Below are 17,126 nucleotides of genomic sequence, written 5' to 3'. Positions count from 1 at the left end.
TGTAAACTCGCCCCCAACAGCGGGGACCACCATCAACATATAGCCGACCTCATGAACCTAACTAAATCTGAATATCATCTTACCATTACCCAAGTCGATAGCGATGCCGTCAGCCTCTTGGCGGCGCACTGTGGATTATCTAAACAGATCATTAAACAGGCCATGGTCAAAGGCGCAGTGTGGTTAAGTCGTGGCAAATATACCCAGCGACTACGGCGGGCAAAAAAAGCACTCAAGGTGGGCGATACATTACACCTCTATTATCATCCGGAGGTGTTGGCGCAAACGGTTGCCGATGCACAACTGATTCTCGACAAAGGCCAATACAGTATTTGGTATAAACCTTACGCCATGCTCTGCCAAGGCTCGAAATGGAGCGATCACACCACGATTAATCGTTTTGTCGAAACCCATCTTACTCCCCAACGTCCGGCATTTATTGTGCACCGGCTCGATCGCGCCGCCACAGGCTTAGTGATCATCGGCCACAGTAAAACCACCACGGCGGCACTGGCGGCGCAATTTGAACATCGGCAGCTTAATAAGCAATATCGCGTCATAGTCAAAGGCGAATTCCCCAAGCAGCGCCAAACCATAGACACGGATGTCGATGGTAAAACGGCGCGCTCGCACGCCGAGCTTATCGAATACGATGCCCAGCATGCTCGCTCGCTTGTGCAGGTCACTATTGAAACGGGGCGTAAACACCAGATCCGTATCCATATGGCCAGCATAGGGTATCCCGTGGTGGGCGACAGGCAACATGGCGATGCCGTGGCGGGCGATCCAAACCTGCAATTAACCGCCTGCTTTCTCGATTTCACCTGCCCGCTTACCCAAGAAAAGCTGCATATTGCCCTACCCGAGCACCTACAACCTCAGCTGGCCGCGCTCGATTAACCTTTAATCACAGCGCGGCTCAAGTGAGCACAGGGCACACCTCGCAGCCTCGGCGGTCGTTAAGGCGTGATATCGGCTTTAGCTGCCGCTGGGTCGATAGGCTCATCACCTTCAAGTACCTCCTCGTAGCCTTTAGGCGGCGGTGTCCAGCCACGTTCACTGTTAGAATGCTTGTCACTTCTATCTCGCGTCATTGCAGTTTTAATGGTCTCTTCCAGCTCAATAAATAATTTGCGATAGTTATTGTCGAATCGCTCACCTGAGCTGTCATCACACCAGGCTTGATAGAGGATATCGGAACTGCGTTTTTCGATGCGCTTGAAGGTATTTTTTTGCTGCTCAACGTGAAAGGGATGAAACCCTAAACACTTCATCGCATCGGCCCCTAACTCTAACGCCGATAATAGGGTCTCCTTTTGGATAAAATCCGCGCCCGCGCGGCGCAGCATATAAGCATGACCACGGTCGAAGGCGCGCGCTAATATCTTCACCTGAGGGTAAGTGTGTTTAACGTATTTAACTAACTCGGTCGCACTTTCGGGGTTGTCCATCGACACCACTAGCAGTGAGGCCTCCTCGATACCTGCGGTGTGCAGCAGATCGGGGCGAGTGGCATCACCAAAATAACTTTTAACATTGATACTACGCAGAATATCCACTTGGCTTATCTGATGGTCGAGTACCACAGTGTTAACCCCGTTGGCCGTCAATAACCGGTTCACCACCTGACCAAAACGGCCGACACCGGCGATAATAACTGGGCCTTGCTCTTCAATAATATCGGCCTCTCGGGCGTCAGGCGCGGCGCGGTAACGGGGTAAAATGAGCTTTTCAAAGGCGATAAATAGTCCGGGTGTAAGGAACATACTCAGCGCCACCACCAGCAATAAGGTTTGGGCTAAGTCGGTTGGCAATACATTATTTTGTACTGAATAGCTCACCAACACGAAACCAAACTCCCCCGCTTGGGCTAGGCTCAAGGCAAATAGCCAGCGATCGCTTTTTCTTATCTTAAACAGCAGGCTCAGCAGCAGTAATACTAAGACTTTGAGCAGCATCAAGCCTAATGTCATCAAGACAATGACACCTAACTCTTGCCACAACCAAGCAAAATTCACTCCCGCACCCACGGTGATAAAAAATAAACCTAATAACAAACCTTTAAAAGGCTCGATACTCGACTCTAGCTCATGGCGAAACTCACTGTTGGCTAAGACTACGCCGGCTAAAAAGGCCCCTAAAGCCGGCGATAACCCCACGAGACTCATCATCGCCGCAATGCCGATAACCAACATCAGCGCGGTAGCGGTAAAGATCTCTCTTAAGCCTGAACTGGCGACAAAACGAAACAGCGGCCGGCTCAAATAATGGCCGCCAACCACCAACAGGGCGATGGCCCCAGTAATCACTAAGGCGTAAGCCCAACCGGGTAAACCAGCCACCAGACTCACCTCTTGATGTTGCTGCGCGGCAGTGCTAGCTAACTGCTGCGCCTTATCCACAAGCTCAGGCAACGCCAGTAAGGGGATAAAGGCTAACATGGGGATCACCGCGATATCTTGAAACAGCAACACCGAAAACGCACTGCGGCCACCGTCGGTTTTCCCAAGCCCTTTCTCATTGAAGGTTTGCAGCACAATGGCAGTAGACGATAGCGTAAAGACTAAACCTATGGTCAAGGCGATGGTCCATTGCACTTCAAAATAGAGCGCAATCGCCATCACGGCAGCGGCGGTCAACACCACTTGCAAACCACCCAGTCCCATTAAGCGATGACGCATCGCCCACAACATTTTGGGCTCGAGTTCTAGCCCCACCACAAACAGCATCATCACCACACCAAACTCGGCAAAATGCTGAATAACGCTGGCCTCTTCGCCCACGAGCCCCACCACAGGGCCAATCACCACCCCGGCTATGAGGTATCCCAGAACTGAGCCTAAGCCAAAACGTTTGGCTAAGGGCACGGCAATCACCGCTGCCACTAAATAGATAAACGCCTGTAGAAAATAACCTGTCATCACCTCTCCCTCTCGATAATGGTGTCCAAGTGATGATTTAAACAGTCTAGCTTAGCCGTCAGATGCACATTGACCCTGTCTTCAACCAAGGCCTTTAGTAGGCGTTGCCATTGCCCTATATGGCGGGCCATGAAGTCATCTTCGATAACGGTTCGGGCGCCAAACAGCACCAGAGGCGCAAGATAGTGCATGCCGGTTAAGCTGGCGGTCTGCTCCAGTGGTGCCAACAACTGACGCACAGTGAAATGGTTATAACCTTGCGCTTGATAAGCATCTTCCTTACCACCGGCGCTGACGGCGCAAAAAAAGGTTTTCCCCTTTAACGCAGTGCCATCGGTGCCATAAGCGAAGCCGTATTCAAGTACCAAATCTTGCCACTCTTTTAAAATGGCTGGAGTCGAATACCAGTACAGCGGAAATTGAAAAATAACAATATCGTGCTCAATCAGTCGCTGCTGCTCGCACTCAATATCGATATCGAAGGTGGGGTATTCGCCGTAGAGATCGACAGCAGTCACCCCATCGATGGCCTTTGCCGCGTTAAACAGCGGAATATTCACTTCAGAGCGATGCTGGGAAGGGTGGGCAAGTAAAAGTAAAACACGTTTATGAGTCGTCGACATGAGCGTCCTATGCGAGGCGGCATGACGCAATATCCTTGCAAAATTATCGCGCCATAGGTCTAGATAAAATAGCTTGTAACGCCTTGAATCTCAAGCGCGGTCACGAGAAAATTGCACCTAAAAATGGCATTCTAAAACGCCCTTTAACCTGTTTGCCGAGCCTGTCTACTGATCCACATTGACTGGTTAATGTGGTGAGACAAATGTGCGATGTGCATATCAGCGAGCCTAGGCCTGTTGATCTTTGCTGATTGAAAACAGGCCCTAGCGTATCGCGCTGACAATGTAGTGTATCAACCGTGATAACACTGTCATTTATGTTAATAACATCAAGCACTTGGCGTACCACACTAATCTCGTTATTCTTGTTTTTAGTCGGCTTTTGACTCAGAGCGAGGCCATATTCAGTGTCGTAAGCAGTCACCCATTGTAATGCTGTTTTCTTGTTATTGCTGTACGAGCCACGCAGTACTATTCCGCCAAATGCGATGATGGGCCTGTTTTAACTCGTTCGTTGCTCGTTAATCCACAGAGCGAATGCCTCAAACAAAGATTTCGCGACAACAGAACGCAAGATGCGTGCTATCGTGTGTCGTCGTGGGACCTCGTGTTTAAATGTCTATATATCCTCAGCCAATCTAACTTCTCTTCTCCATAATATTCAATGTCTTGCCAGCCTTCACATCCTGATGAAATAGCACTGATAACAAGGAAAATCACGTCAATCAGGTCATACTTTTGATTAATGTCAGATCGAATATCCTCGACGACTGATAAATGTTCAATTATGTTCAACGTGGCTGTATAGCTAAGGGGTTGGCGCTATTAGATCATAGCTGTTAACAAAGTGCGATCCCGCCCTGACCGCAGCGTACATGGTTTCATGCTTAATGTGATAGGAGGTTTAGTGGCTTATCAACTCAAAGATAATATGCCACAACTCAATATTACATCAGCAGAATTTAACGTGATTTCAGTGTTACATTAAACCGATCTGAGGTTAATTAGGGCCTGTTGATCTTTCAAGGTTGTTTTTGCAGCGAATTGCTGGGTATTTATACAAGGCAGAAGCTTTGTAGTGTAGTTATTCTACATAAAAAGCTGAGAACGCAGTAAAAATACCCAACAAACGCTGCCCGAAGGGTTCGGCTAAAAACGTTTTACTCTTTGTTAAGTGAATTTTGCTTAGATGACTAGGCTGCAATCCACTCGCCTCGATTAAAACGTTTTTGTCTAGAACAAAATTCAACCAACAAAGATCAACAGGCCCTAGTTATCAAATAACTAATTTTGTATTTGTGTCAATTTTACCAAACGCTCCACGCTTCTAAGGTTGTCTTTTATGCCTTGTGTATCAGGAGCTAATTGATAAGCCTGAGTTAATGCTAATAATGCTCGCTCATAAGCTTTCATTTCCAGTAGTAACTGAGCTTGTAAAGTAAGAGCACGCACTGCTGTGGCGTCAATATCAGCTGCCCTAGCGAGCAATATTTGTGCTTGTTGTTGATTACTCGACTTGAGTAATAAAGCCTGTTGAATAAAGGCTTCACCATTTAATGGGTCCGCTTTAACGGCCATAGCAAAAGCATTATGGGCTTGGGTATTACGCCCATCGCTTAATTCAGCACGACCTACTAACATCCATAATTGGCTATCGAGTTCACTATTAGATTGTGGGTGCGACATTAAACCATTCGCCAATTGTTTAACTTGCTTAGCTTGGCCTTGAATTAACAAGTAATCGAGCGTAGCAACTAATTGTTTAGATTCGGGTAAACGGTTACTGCCACCTAAACTTGCTAACATATCATTTGCTGAATTATACGCTCCGGCTTTTAAATACAGTTGCGCTAATTGCCAGCGAATAGTCTGCGCTTGTTGCTTGGTGGTTTTTGTCTGGTTTAATGCAAGGCGCAAGCTATTAATCGCCGCAATATCATTATTCCGCCGCTGAGCAATACTGGCACGAACCAGCAATAATTCTGTATCTGCATCTTGCTGAGCTAATAACGCCTCTAAAATATTATCGGCACTAGACCACTCCTGTAACGCCATCGTGACCTGCAGTAAGCCTTTTAAATAACTGCTATTAAATCCATCTAACACTAAGGCTTGTTGGTATGCAGCTTTTGCAGCCACATAAGCTTGCTGCTTTAGGTACCCATAGGCCAACATGCCATAAAGACCGGCAGACGCTTGACGCTTAATGGCTGCTTGTAGAAATGGCCGCGCCTTATCAAACTCCCCTTGTTGAGTATAAATACCTGCTAATACGCTCTGCGCGCGAGTGAAATCAGGCAAAGCCCCTAACGCTTGCGTCAATGAGCTAACAGCCGATTCTGTTTGCTTTTGCTGTAATTCAATACTGGCGAGGGTATACCACAAGGCCGCATTAGTCGGTTTACTCGTTTTCAGCCCATGGCGTAACTCAACCATGGCCGCCTGATAATCTTGTTTCTCAAGTAAATGGCTGACCTGTTGTAGTACCTTACGTCCGGCCATATCGACTTGCGGTTCATGTACGCCAATTGGCATGTTCGAAAATGTTGGGATCACCAGCGGCACCGACACATTATGGTCTTGTGCCGTAACTACTGCGATCCAAAATGATGCAGTTAAAACAAGCGCTAACTCGATTGATTTTTTCATATATAACATTAGGCTTTAATCCTTACAGGCCAGTAAAACTCAGCCTTCACTTTTTCACCATATCGCATTGGTGACGTAAAATGTGCTTGGTGAACTATCTTATTAGCAACAGGAGTAAGTTGTGGATATTGCAGATCGGGCGTACCAACTAGCTCGACTTTGCCAGTTTCATGGATAATCACATGCAGCATCAATTTCAATTCATCGACACCTTGAGATGCGATATCAGCCGGAATACGGGCATTAATACGATTCAACAAACGTGGGGCCTGATCGAGCTGATCGAGCCCAAAGGTCGCTATCTCATCTAAGGTGTGGCTTGGCGCCAAAGCAAAATCCATCGTCAGCTCAATTTGCTGACCTAAATCTAGGTTAGGTTCAATCACGCTTGGCAATTCAGTTTCAATAGGACTGACGTGTACACTTGTACCACTAGTTTGCTGCGGCAATACCAATTGCGGTGCAGTATCAACATTAGTCTGTGTTTGACTTTGCGGAGGAGGCGGTGGCGGCGCTAGTTGCGCAATGCTGACCTCTCGCACCATTAAGCGGGCTTGCGACAGTGGTGGTTCACGTCTCAGTTGCTGCATAAAAATAAGCAACAGCACCATGCTCAGGGCAACCAAAGTATTAAACACTGATCGTGGTAAACGATTAAGCAACGCTATCATATTATTTATCCTTGCTTTGTCGCCACGCTAACCGTGGCAGATGAAGCTAATTTGCAAGCATCTATCAAAGACACCAATAAACCTGCTTCAACAGCAGTATCAGCCTGAATAACCACAGGTTTGTCGGTCATTTGGCGTAATAATGGCGCCACTCCTGCTAAACCAATTTGCGCGCCGCCGTGCCAAACTTCTCCATTTGCGGTTAATGCAATTAATACACTGCGCTCGGCAACTTGTGTTGCACTGGCCGCTTGGGGCCTTTCAACTTCAATACCGGTTTCTCTAACAAATACCGCAGATACGATAAAGAAAATCAGCAAAATAAAAACCACATCTAATAACGGTGAAATATCCACGGCTAAGGTTTTATCCTGCTGCTGGCTTAATATAACTTTGCGCCGTCTCATCAGGCTTGCTCCAGTTTCAATTTACAGTGCTGCTGCCCTAGCAGTAGCAAAATCCACGCAGGAATAGCCACAGCCAACCCCACCTCAGTGGTGATCAACGCCTGTGCCATACCTTGGGTAATGTTAGCGTCTTCGCCGCTAGCCATAATTTCAAAGCTCCCGAGTAAACCATGCACTGTACCGAGTAATCCCAGCAGTGGTGCAACGCTAACCCAAGTCATTAACTGTACGCATTTGTGACTGCGACATTGCCAACAGCAATGTCCACCGGGGCAGCGAAACTGCCCCAATAAGTCTGCCAGTTGCCAGTAAAGAATGGCGGCGAACAATAAAATCAGCAACAACACCAGCCCGCCAGCTTGAACACTGTTAGCCACTGTACCGATATTGAATGTATCAAACACCGTTGCGTTCTCCGAGCTGACACAAGATCCCAGCGTCAGCTTCTAACTGACTAAGAACCCCTTGATGACGACGGCCCAACCAGGCATGCAATAATAGAGCAGGAATCGCCACCACCAATCCAAGTTCAGTTGTGACTAAGGCTTCAGAAATACCGCCCGATAAGACACTAGAGTCTTGGTTACCAAATAGATTCATCATTTCGAAGGTGTGGATCATGCCACTCACGGTTCCCAATAACCCCATCAATGGCGCTACCGCAGCCGTTGCCGCAATCAATGTCATGCCTTTTTCTTGCTTGCTTTTAATTGTTAGCAAGTACTGATGCAGATAATCCGCCATGACATCAGCGCCACAACCTTGATAACGCTGCGCCTGTAAAGTCAGTAGCGCCTGCCAACCATCAGCACGGGGCAACACGCCATCCTTAAGGTAGCGGCCAACAAACCCACAATCAGGCTTGGGTTGCCCACGTAATTGCCACGCCTTTAGCGCTGCAATAATAAAAGCAAATAACCCCATCGCTAAAATAGGGAAAACCCAAAATCCACCTTGATTAATTCGCTCATACCAAGACTTATGATTCGCTTCAATCTTAATTGCACGGTTACCAGTAATATCTACAGGTAAAGTCTGTGGAAGTGTGCTATCAGCGGCTAAAGTCAGACTGATCTCAGCTATTCGATGCTTATCAGTGCCCTGCATATTTAAAATGCTTAGCTGGTCACCATGATGCAAATACCCCAGTGGCCCTAGGCGTAAAACCTGCCCTGTGACTAAAGCGCCATTGCTAGCAATCGCTTTGCCAACTTGCCACTGCGGTGTTATTTTGTCACCAATGCTGGTTAGCTCGCCATTAATCAATGCCAATGGCGCTCCCACTTGATTACCAGCATGGCGCATCAATAAGTTATAGATATATCGGTTCTGCTCCTGCCACGTGCTTAGGCGTTGCTCCATCGCCTGTACACTAAGGTATGCGTCATCCTGAGCTCGTGTTTGACCAAGTAATTGGTGGCGCAAATCAATCAGTTCAGCTTCTAACTGAGTCAACTCATTAAGCATAGGTTGGCGCGCTTTTGTCACTTGTGTCACCTGCCGTTGGTATTGCTGTTCGGCTTGTTTTACCTCTTTGCTAAGCGTGGCTTCATAACTTGCCATATCAATAGCTTGCACCGTTACTGGCAAAGCCAGCGTACAACACATCACTAAGTGCTTTAATACTGCCGCAGGCTTAATCATGCTTGCTCTCCAGCTTTAGCAACGGCAAGTCAACTAAACTAACCTTTTGTTGCTGTAAATAGATGGCAAAAGTTTGATTTATTTCATCTTTAGCTTGGTCATTGATTTGCCATAACCAACCATCACTCTCCCCCAATGTTACAGGGCTGCCCATTCCAGCAAGCGAGCCATCAGGTAAACGAAATAATGCTTTAGCTAATCCCAAGTACAATACCTCGGCTTGCCAGTCTTGACCGTTTAATGTCAATAATTGCTTATTTAAGGTGAAGGTTTGATTAAAGCTACGCGTTGCCTCAAGCACATTCACTAGCGCAGTAAGTCTTTGCGCTAGTTCTGCTTTGTCATTCGTCAGCTGACGATACTCTTGCAATTGGGCACGCTTTAACGGCTCAGGTAATAACGGCCAGCTAAGCTTAAAACTCGCCACGCCTTGGGCTAACAAGTTTTGGTAATCCACCGCCGTTTTCTCAGCATTGGCCTGCTCTTTTGCCAATGCTTGACGTCGTACAGCGGCATCGTCACTTTGCGCACCAGTGCTGCGCAACTTCAGCTGCAATTGCCGCTTTTCGGCTTGATAGCTGGCTTTAAGCTGCTGCAAACTGGCTTGCTCTTGTTGCCAAGAAAAGCTCAGCTCTGCACTGGCTTTGTCGTTAGCAAGCTTTTGCGCCATCAATTGATCTGTGCGTTGTAACTGCTGTGCGCGCTGCAACTCTGTGCTGCTCGCCTGCGCGGTAGTCACTGAACAACTCAAAAGCAATAGCACAGACGTTAACAGGTTACGGTACATGGTTGCTCCTCCACTACGGCCTTAGCTTTTGCGGCGTAAGGTGTTAAGTCCAAATGACGCTCAAACAATGGCTGTAGCGCAGTTTGATGCGACACCATCATCAACGTGGATTGTGGCAGCTGAGTTTGTAGCAACGTAATCATTGCCAGCGCAGTGGGCTCATCTAAACTACTGGTTGCTTCATCTAAAATTAGCGTATCAGGCTTGCTTATCAGTGCTCTAGCTAGACTTAATCTTTGCTGTTCACCGCCAGAAAGCTTTTGTTGCCACTCTGCTTCAACATCTAATTGCGATGCCAATGATGCCAAATCGACTTGTGCTAAAGCTTGAATAAGGCGGTCATCCTTGGCCCAAGAGTCATAACCATCAGCCGTTTGCTCTGCTGACGTTTCTCGTGGGTAAAGCAAGCAATCACGCAAGCTACCGGTTGGTAAATAAGGGCGTTGCGGTAACAATAAAGTATGGCCTTGAGGCTGAGAAAATTTGCCTTGATAGAAGGGCCAAATCCCAGCAATAGTGCGCAACAAGGTCGACTTACCCAAACCGCTGACACCAGAGATAAATAACTGCGTTTGCGGTGCTAGCGTTAACTGCATATTGCTGATTAACGCCTCGCCATTCGGCTTTTCTATACTCAAGTTTTGCCAGCTAAGATTGGTTTGGCGAGTCACCTCAGCAATTGGCTCAAGCTGCTCCATCGCCGTCGTAAATTGCCCCAAACGCGTTACGGTTGCACTCCACCGGGTTAGATTTTGATACTTGTGTACAAACCAGCTAAAGCCTGAGTACACCTTCATAAACGCCATGCGAACTTGGAATAGTCCACCAATAGTAATGGTCTTGGCCATCAGTGCCGGAATACCGGCAAACAGCGGTACCATCATGGCTATCTTATGGTAAGCATTAATCACGAAACCTAATTTTTTCTCACGGTTCATTAGCGCATACCAATTGCCAGAGATATCAGCAAAACTCTGTTTCAACTGGCGCTCCTCACTAGCTTCACCGTTAAGTAAGGCGATCTGTTCGGCTGCATCACGCTTGCGTAATAACAGTGCACGGAAGTTAGCTTCTTTTCGCTGTTGTTGAAAATTCAAACCATGTAACTGACGCCCAAAGAAATGGGTAACCGCCGTTCCAATAACCGAGTAAATTAACGCAACCCAAAATAGGTAACCGGCAATATGTATCGTTTCGCCCTGCCACTCAAAGCCCAGATTCCCCGACAGATCCCAAAGGATTTGTGTGAAGGCAATCAACACCGCCACCGCTTGAATCCCCCCAACAAACAGTTCAACAGAGTCTTCAGTCAGTATTCTGGCATCTTCGGCAATACGTTGATCTGGGTTATCAGGCTCGCTGCCTAAGGTCATGCGGTAATAGGTTTTATCTCGCATCCAGCTCGAAATAAGCTGCTCAGTTAACCAACTACGCCAGCGAATAACCACCAGCTGTTGTAACCATTTACCATAAACCATTAGTACGACGGATAATGCAATAATGCCGCAAAACTCAAGCATCAATGGATAAATAGCATCAATATCCACTGCAGCTAGAGCATCGTAAAAATGCTTATTCCACTCATTTAACCATACGGTGGCTTCCACCACGCTTAACAGCGCAGCAATACTTAAAAACAGTAAAACCCAGCTAAACCAATGGGCTGGGTTAATCCAATAAGGTTTGGCCAAAGACCAAAATTGTTTTAACAGCAACATCTATATACTCCGACCCGGCATGGTTGCCGGGTCTACTTCCTATATCAGGGATATTTACTTAGTTTCAGGGGTCAGTCTCGCGTCTATGGTGTTGGGTTCGCTCAATACCGCTTTAGCTAAGGCGTTTAGCTCGGCAACAGTGACTTGATCTAACCAGTCCAAATAGGTATCGCGCTTGTTTTCAAACTTGTTGTACTTGGCGTTTTCAGTCAACCAGCCAAGGCGCTGTCGGTCGGTGATCATTTCTGACGCTAATGCCGACTTATACTGGTGCTTAACTTGTGCTAACTCCTGCTCTGTAACGCCCTCACTCAGTGCGTGAACAATCACGTTATCTGCTTGTTGCTTCAGCTCATCACCTCGACCAGGTTGATGGCTGTAGCTCAACATCCCAATTGCTTGCTGACGCTCTTTGTCTAATTGGATACCAAAACGAAGACTATAAATACCGCCGGATGTTTCACGTAATTGCTCACGTAAACGCGTAGACAAAATACGACTAACAAGGCCGGCCTTATTTTTAGCGTCATCACTGTATGGCATTGGTACGTTAAACAGTACACTGGTTAATGCCACTGGCTCATTACCCGCTTCGATGCGAACTTTATGATGCCCTTCGGCCACTTTAGGTAATACGATTTCGGTATAGCTTTCACCAGCAGGTAAGTGACCGATGTAACGCGCCGCCATATCTATAATCTGCTCAGGCTTAGCGTCACCAATCACAACAAGTTGATGATCAGCTGCGCCAACAAATACTTTTTGCCATGCATTTAACATATCTTGACTACTAATTTGCTGTAGCTCGCCCTTTGTCAGTTGCAGCGTCATAGGATTGTTCTTATAACGAATATTATCGATAGCATGGTTAAAGATGCCATCTGGTGAGGTATTACGGTTTTCAATCCCACGTTCGATAATTAACTGACGAGATGCCCAAATGGTGTCATCTATTTGCGGTGCTGTGATGCGTTTATTGAGGTTTTGCATCCAAGTTTCTAGTGAGTGCATATCAGTGCTACCAAAAATGATATGTTCATCTTGAGTAATAAAGCAGGATTGTCGCATTTGCTTACCGGCATTTGCCGAACTCAGCTCAGTTGCAGTTAAACCTGCATAGCCAAACAGGCCCAAGTTTTGCCCAGACAGCTGTGCGGCACGTTGATCTGCTTCAGGAAGATGCTCAGTACCACCATTGCCTTGCCACTTAAGCATTAATTGGTTTTCAGTTTCATCACTTGCGATAAACCACACGCTAGCACCATTGGCAAAAGTCCAAACATGCGTGTCGCCGTGCTGCTGATAGCTAGTGTATTTTGCTGGCTCAGGCACTTTATCAAACAACACCTTTTGTCCTTTGCTTTGCTTATCAACCAGCGGAGGATTGGCTAGCGCTTGCAGCCATAGCTGCGTCACTTCGGCCTCTGTTGGCAATAAGTCAGCATGCTTTGGGTTTGCTTGCACAATAGCAACCGGCGCACGGCTCGATAGCATCTTGCTAAAGTATTGGTTAACTTCAGCTAAAGAGATCCCCGCCACCAGTTGCTGAGTAGCCGTAAACTTAGCCTTAGGGTCAACTAACGGCTCATGGGTGCGCAATTGATTAAATAACGCCATTAATAAGCGGCTATTGTTTGAGTTTTGCTGCGCTTCAGCCATTTGGCGATAGCGCTGCACGATATTGGCTTTGGCAACCGCGAAATCTGCTTCACTAAAGCCATGCGCTTTAAAGGCACTAATATTAGCAAACAGCTCGCTATAAGCTTGTTTGTAGTGCTTATCTTGTAATATCGCGATAATACGATTGTTGTTATAACCTGTAGCCAGCGGTTGTGACGCGGCAACCATACGGCTGATATAATCACTTTCAATCTGATAGGTTTCTGTCATACGCTTGGTGAACATCGACATAGCAAGGTCATTAAGCAACTCTTGCTGCAAGGTATCGACGGTATTTGGCGAGGCCTGCTCACCGCGAAAACTCACCGAAACGACTTCAGTTGTGATCTCAGGATCTTGAATGGTTGCCAGTTTCAAACTTGTTGTTAATGGCACTTTAGTACTGATGCGCTCAGGTAATGTCGCTGCCGGAGCTGACGCAAAATATTGATTAAGCTTAGCTTCAACAGTAGCTTTATCAGTTTGCCCTACAGCCACTAAAGTCATGTTATTTGGGTGGTACCAGGTTTCCCAAAAGGCTTTAATGCGGCTCGCATCAACGTGGCGCACAAGCTCCATATCACCAATAGGCTCGCGCTCTCCATGACGACTACCCGCAAGTAAAATCTTACGGTTTTCTTGGCCTAGGCGCGCCATCATATTACGGCCACTACGCCACTCTTCCTCTACCACTGGACGCTCTTTTTCCAACTCCTCATTGCTAAATACTATTGAGAAAGCTTGCTGCGACAGCATATGAAATGCCTCATCCAGCATTTGGTTACTGTTATTTGGCAAATGCAGGAAATACGATGTCGTGTTGTACTCTGTCATCGCATTCACATCACGACCAAACACCATTCCTAAAGATTCTTGATGTTCAATAATCTCATTAGCAGGAAAATCTTTAGTGCCGTTAAACGCCATGTGCTCAACTAAATGAGCAATACCTTTTTGATCATCATCCTCATCAAGAGAACCAGAATGTACGATTAATTGCAGCGATACTCGATCACCAGACTGATCGTTTTCAACAACAATGTAATTCATACCATTTGCAAGCTGGCCACGCTGAATACCAGAGCGCTCAGCCAGTACATTTTGTGCTTGAGATGCGCTGTTTTCAGCAGTAGCCGAATGAGGAGTAAAGTCTGCCGCGCAACCGCCAAGCAACACTGAGCTAATCACTACAGCAAGAGAAAGTTTTTTCATAGGATGTCCAAAATAAACAAGGCGAGCCAGATATACTGACTCGTAAAAATAATCGGCTAAATAATTAGGGCCTGTTGATCTTTGCTGGTTGAATTTTGTTCTAGACAAAAACGTTTTAATCGAGGCGAGTGGATTGCAGCCTAGTCATCTAAGCAAAATTCACTTAACAAAGAGTAAAACGTTTTTAGCCGAACCCTTCGGGCAGCGTTTGTTGGGTATTTTTACTGCGTTCTCAGCTTTTTATGTAGAATAACTACACTACAAAGCTTCTGCCTTGTATAAATACCCAGCAATTCGCTGCAAAAACAACCTTGAAAGATCAACAGGCCCTAGTATTTCAAGCTGAGGGCTAACCAGACTTCGCGACCTTTATTGAAGTAAGTGCTGGTATTGTCTTTGCCGTTAACGTTAGTACCGTGACTAGTAATTTCTGCGTGGCTATCAAGCAAATTAGTAACACTTAACTCCACACTGGCATGGTGCTTAACCCAAGTTTCAGGACTCCAACGAACACTACTGTCCCAAGTGATTAACGATTCCATCTTAGCGGTATCAATCGCTTTCACATTGACCATTTCGCCGTCTATATTGACCGATTCCATTCCCATAAATTGCGTCAAGTTGCGACCATCTTCGAAATTAACTAAGTTACTCCAAGTTAGCCCCCAACTTTCCCAGGTCATGCTGCTGCCCAATCGCGCTTCCACCGGCGAACTGAAACCAGATGTATCCATGTCATTGCTGCGCATTAGATCACCATCAAACACGACCCAAGCGTTTTCATAACCTGAGTTCAAATCATTTACATCATCATACTTAGCCGATAAGTTGCCACTGCCTGTACGGATCTCATAGGTAACATTTAAGAAAGCATCTAGCCTTGCGCCAGCGACTTGCCATGCTTGAGTGTTATGGATGTTTAAGCCGAAAATTTGGCTTTCACTTTCCACATTGTTAAGCACTTCATCACCCGAAATAGATAAACCAGCCTTTTGCTGCCGCAGCATATAGCTAGGCTTAACACTGAAACCAGCAAGGTCATACTGCCAGCCAAGACTTAACTCATCAGAGTAAGGTACATCAGCCTTATTCAATGCCACCATATCGGACGCAGGACGAGCGCTACAATCATAATCAGCAATGTTATTGCTGTTGTAATCGCCGTTAAGTGGGGTGCACATACTATAATTTGTTGTCTGAGATTTAGCTGCATTACGCAGCTCCCAACCTAACTGGTCATTAGAGTAATAGCGGTTGGCACCCAAGGTAATTCGATTGACCTTATCTTGATTGAAATCCCAGCTGACACTGACACGCGGAGAAAAAACGGTTTTATCAAACTGTGATAATTTTTCGGCACGGGCACCTAAGTTGACTGTCAATTGATCCCATATCATTTGATTATTGGCAAACAGCGCATAACGCTGGCTATCGACTTCCACAGAGCCTTGCTTATAATGAGTCCAATTGGAGATCGACTTATTACCCCGTACATCCATATAGTTAAATGCATTGAAATCACTGTGACGATCTTGCTTAGCGTTTTGGCTAATGAACTCAGATCCTAACATCAGCTCATGGCGGCTATTACCTAAGTACATAGGTGTAAATTCAAATAATGATTTTAACTGCCAAGTGTCTTGCAACTGACTTAAATCACCATAGCCCCCTGTATTCTCGCGCACCATAGTGCCACCTGCTGGCATCACTATATTAGTGCGAAAATAATTAGCTTCTGATTCACGGTTATCTTCGAGTTGATCATAGGCCAATGTGGTTTGCCAACGGCCCGATTCAAACTGCCCATACAGCTTAAAAGTACCACCCAAGCCTTGATGCTCATTGCTTATATCGCTGTTAGCTTGAGCGGCATTAGCATTCATCGGGTCATTAAGAAAATCTTTACTGATAAACTTTGAGTAGCGTAGATCTGATTGCAACAGCCATTGTCCAAGTTCTAACTCATGGGTAACAAATAGATTGTCAATCGATTGGCCGTAATCGCTGGTTACACCGTTATTGTTCAGTGGGATCTCAGAGTCTTTATGGCTGTAGTTCACCGCAAGCTTTTGGTTATCGGTAATAGCACCACTGAGGTGCACACTGTGGAAACGTTTTTGATACTGTGGTTGATAGCGGCCATCACCAAAGTTGCCATCAGCAAAGCCTTTATCTTTGGCCGACGTTTCAGGATCAGCATTCCAATCACTGTCGGTCATACGATACTGATATTCAGCTTGAAACTCATCTTTGGCCTTTCGTAGCTCAACATTAATCACACCGCCGGTAAATCCGCCGTATTCTGGATTAATATTTTTATCTAACACCTCAACTTGTTCCATTAAGGCAGTATCAACATAATAACCTGATGGGTGGCCAGAAGTCAGAGTACCTGAATTGCCATTACTTGATGCAGCCGTTGTGACGTTATTAGTGCTAACGTCGCCAATCATATATTGAGTTTGATGCGGTCTTGCACCGGCAATCGATATTTGCTCAGGAGTTAAATCACCACCACGCATACCTGATAAACCCGTATCAACACCAACACTCGACTCTCTAGTTAACAATGACGATAAGTCTGTATTACCCATTGGAGTATTGGCAATTTGAGTGCGGTCGATACTAATACCTAGATCCGTTTCATCATGTATAGCTTGCGTTTCAGCTAACTCTGGAACGGTCTCATCCGCTATCGCATTACCGCCATAAAGTGCAAAAAATATACTTACTGCCAACACCTTAGGATGCAGTTTGCTTTCCGTATTCATCCTCAATTTCCCTACTCAAAAATTTGATAGCAGGATTCTGTAAGAATTTAATAAACAAATAAAG

12 protein-coding genes and 2 pseudogenes are annotated in these 17,126 nt (G+C 46.1%); 2 read left to right on the top strand and 12 right to left on the bottom strand.

Annotation, left to right across the window (positions count from 1 at the left end):
• The first annotated feature begins 51 nt into the window (after positions 1-51).
• On the top strand, positions 52-900 hold the full coding sequence (locus DN599_RS16400; RefSeq protein ID WP_110458663.1) for an RluA family pseudouridine synthase: 849 nt from the start codon (positions 52-54) through the stop codon (positions 898-900).
• 59 nt (positions 901-959) lie between these two features.
• Here DN599_RS16400 and DN599_RS16395 read toward each other — a convergent pair whose 3' ends face one another.
• From DN599_RS16395 to DN599_RS19010, 3 genes and pseudogenes are all read right to left on the bottom strand, one after another.
• Positions 960-2,921, bottom strand: coding sequence for a monovalent cation:proton antiporter-2 (CPA2) family protein (locus DN599_RS16395; RefSeq protein ID WP_110458662.1), 1,962 nt, complete (start codon positions 2,919-2,921; stop codon positions 960-962).
• Positions 2,921-3,544: an NAD(P)H-dependent oxidoreductase gene (locus tag DN599_RS16390; protein ID WP_110458661.1), complete on the bottom strand. Its 624-nt coding sequence runs from the start codon at positions 3,542-3,544 to the stop codon at positions 2,921-2,923. The genes DN599_RS16395 and DN599_RS16390 overlap by 1 nt, the downstream gene beginning before the upstream one ends.
• A gap of 265 nt (positions 3,545-3,809) precedes the next feature.
• A pseudogene (locus DN599_RS19010) lies at positions 3,810-4,339 on the bottom strand (ISAs1 family transposase); the annotation flags it as partial.
• Between the two features lie 70 nt (positions 4,340-4,409).
• Between DN599_RS19010 and DN599_RS16375 the strand changes: the two are divergent.
• A pseudogene (locus DN599_RS16375) lies at positions 4,410-4,532 on the top strand (IS982 family transposase); the annotation flags it as partial.
• A gap of 296 nt (positions 4,533-4,828) precedes the next feature.
• Here DN599_RS16375 and DN599_RS16365 read toward each other — a convergent pair.
• The 9 genes from DN599_RS16365 to DN599_RS16320 form a co-directional block, all read right to left on the bottom strand.
• Positions 4,829-6,202 (bottom strand): tetratricopeptide repeat protein, encoded by a 1,374-nt coding sequence (locus DN599_RS16365; protein ID WP_110458658.1) that lies wholly within the window; start codon positions 6,200-6,202, stop codon positions 4,829-4,831.
• A complete protein-coding gene (locus DN599_RS16360) occupies positions 6,202-6,864 on the bottom strand; it encodes a hypothetical protein (RefSeq protein ID WP_110458657.1) in 663 nt (220 codons plus the stop codon). Before DN599_RS16360 ends, DN599_RS16365 begins: the two co-directional genes overlap by 1 nt.
• 5 nt (positions 6,865-6,869) lie before the next feature.
• Entirely contained in the window at positions 6,870-7,271 is a 402-nt protein-coding gene (locus DN599_RS16355) for an ExbD/TolR family protein (RefSeq protein ID WP_110458656.1), read from the bottom strand.
• Positions 7,271-7,675: a MotA/TolQ/ExbB proton channel family protein gene (locus tag DN599_RS19000; protein ID WP_239473333.1), complete on the bottom strand. Its 405-nt coding sequence runs from the start codon at positions 7,673-7,675 to the stop codon at positions 7,271-7,273. Before DN599_RS19000 ends, DN599_RS16355 begins: the two co-directional genes overlap by 1 nt.
• Positions 7,668-8,915 carry a MotA/TolQ/ExbB proton channel family protein gene (locus DN599_RS16345; RefSeq protein WP_110458655.1) on the bottom strand — a complete coding sequence of 416 codons (1,248 nt, stop codon included), beginning with the start codon at positions 8,913-8,915 and terminating at the stop codon, positions 7,668-7,670. Before DN599_RS16345 ends, DN599_RS19000 begins: the two co-directional genes overlap by 8 nt.
• Positions 8,908-9,702, bottom strand: a complete 795-nt coding sequence (locus DN599_RS16340) for a DUF3450 family protein (RefSeq protein WP_110458654.1) — start codon at positions 9,700-9,702, stop codon at positions 8,908-8,910. The genes DN599_RS16345 and DN599_RS16340 overlap by 8 nt, the downstream gene beginning before the upstream one ends.
• The gene (locus DN599_RS16335; protein WP_110458653.1) at positions 9,684-11,420 is read right to left on the bottom strand and encodes an ABC transporter ATP-binding protein/permease; all 1,737 of its coding nucleotides are present in this window, start codon (positions 11,418-11,420) and stop codon (positions 9,684-9,686) included. The genes DN599_RS16340 and DN599_RS16335 overlap by 19 nt, the downstream gene beginning before the upstream one ends.
• Before the next feature lie 54 nt (positions 11,421-11,474).
• Positions 11,475-14,291: a M16 family metallopeptidase gene (locus DN599_RS16330; protein ID WP_110458652.1), complete on the bottom strand. Its 2,817-nt coding sequence runs from the start codon at positions 14,289-14,291 to the stop codon at positions 11,475-11,477.
• Between the two features lie 329 nt (positions 14,292-14,620).
• Positions 14,621-17,062, bottom strand: a complete 2,442-nt coding sequence (locus DN599_RS16320) for a porin family protein (protein ID WP_110458651.1) — start codon at positions 17,060-17,062, stop codon at positions 14,621-14,623.
• Positions 17,063-17,126: the final 64 nt, after the last annotated feature.

It is taken from the genome of Shewanella algidipiscicola (assembly GCF_900380485.1).
In the GTDB taxonomy this organism is placed as follows: Bacteria; Pseudomonadota; Gammaproteobacteria; order Enterobacterales; family Shewanellaceae; genus Shewanella; species Shewanella algidipiscicola.
The sequence above is the reverse complement of the archived record's forward strand: the minus strand, read 5'-3'. Positions and strand labels throughout refer to the sequence as shown.

Bases quoted from the DNA above. Each gene is read 5' to 3' on its own strand.
- DN599_RS16345 (WP_110458655.1), bottom strand. From the start codon at position 8,915: ATGATTAAGCCTGCGGCAGTATTAAAGCACTTAGTGATGTGTTGTACG.
- DN599_RS16320 (WP_110458651.1), bottom strand. From the start codon at position 17,062: ATGAATACGGAAAGCAAACTGCATCCTAAGGTGTTGGCAGTAAGTATA.
- DN599_RS16360 (WP_110458657.1), bottom strand. From the start codon at position 6,864: ATGATAGCGTTGCTTAATCGTTTACCACGATCAGTGTTTAATACTTTG.
- DN599_RS16340 (WP_110458654.1), bottom strand. From the start codon at position 9,702: ATGTACCGTAACCTGTTAACGTCTGTGCTATTGCTTTTGAGTTGTTCA.
- DN599_RS16365 (WP_110458658.1), bottom strand. From the start codon at position 6,202: ATGTTATATATGAAAAAATCAATCGAGTTAGCGCTTGTTTTAACTGCA.
- DN599_RS16400 (WP_110458663.1), top strand. From the start codon at position 52: ATGAACCTAACTAAATCTGAATATCATCTTACCATTACCCAAGTCGAT.
- DN599_RS16330 (WP_110458652.1), bottom strand. From the start codon at position 14,291: ATGAAAAAACTTTCTCTTGCTGTAGTGATTAGCTCAGTGTTGCTTGGC.
- DN599_RS16355 (WP_110458656.1), bottom strand. From the start codon at position 7,271: ATGAGACGGCGCAAAGTTATATTAAGCCAGCAGCAGGATAAAACCTTA.
- DN599_RS16395 (WP_110458662.1), bottom strand. From the start codon at position 2,921: ATGACAGGTTATTTTCTACAGGCGTTTATCTATTTAGTGGCAGCGGTG.
- DN599_RS16335 (WP_110458653.1), bottom strand. From the start codon at position 11,420: ATGTTGCTGTTAAAACAATTTTGGTCTTTGGCCAAACCTTATTGGATT.
- DN599_RS16390 (WP_110458661.1), bottom strand. From the start codon at position 3,544: ATGTCGACGACTCATAAACGTGTTTTACTTTTACTTGCCCACCCTTCC.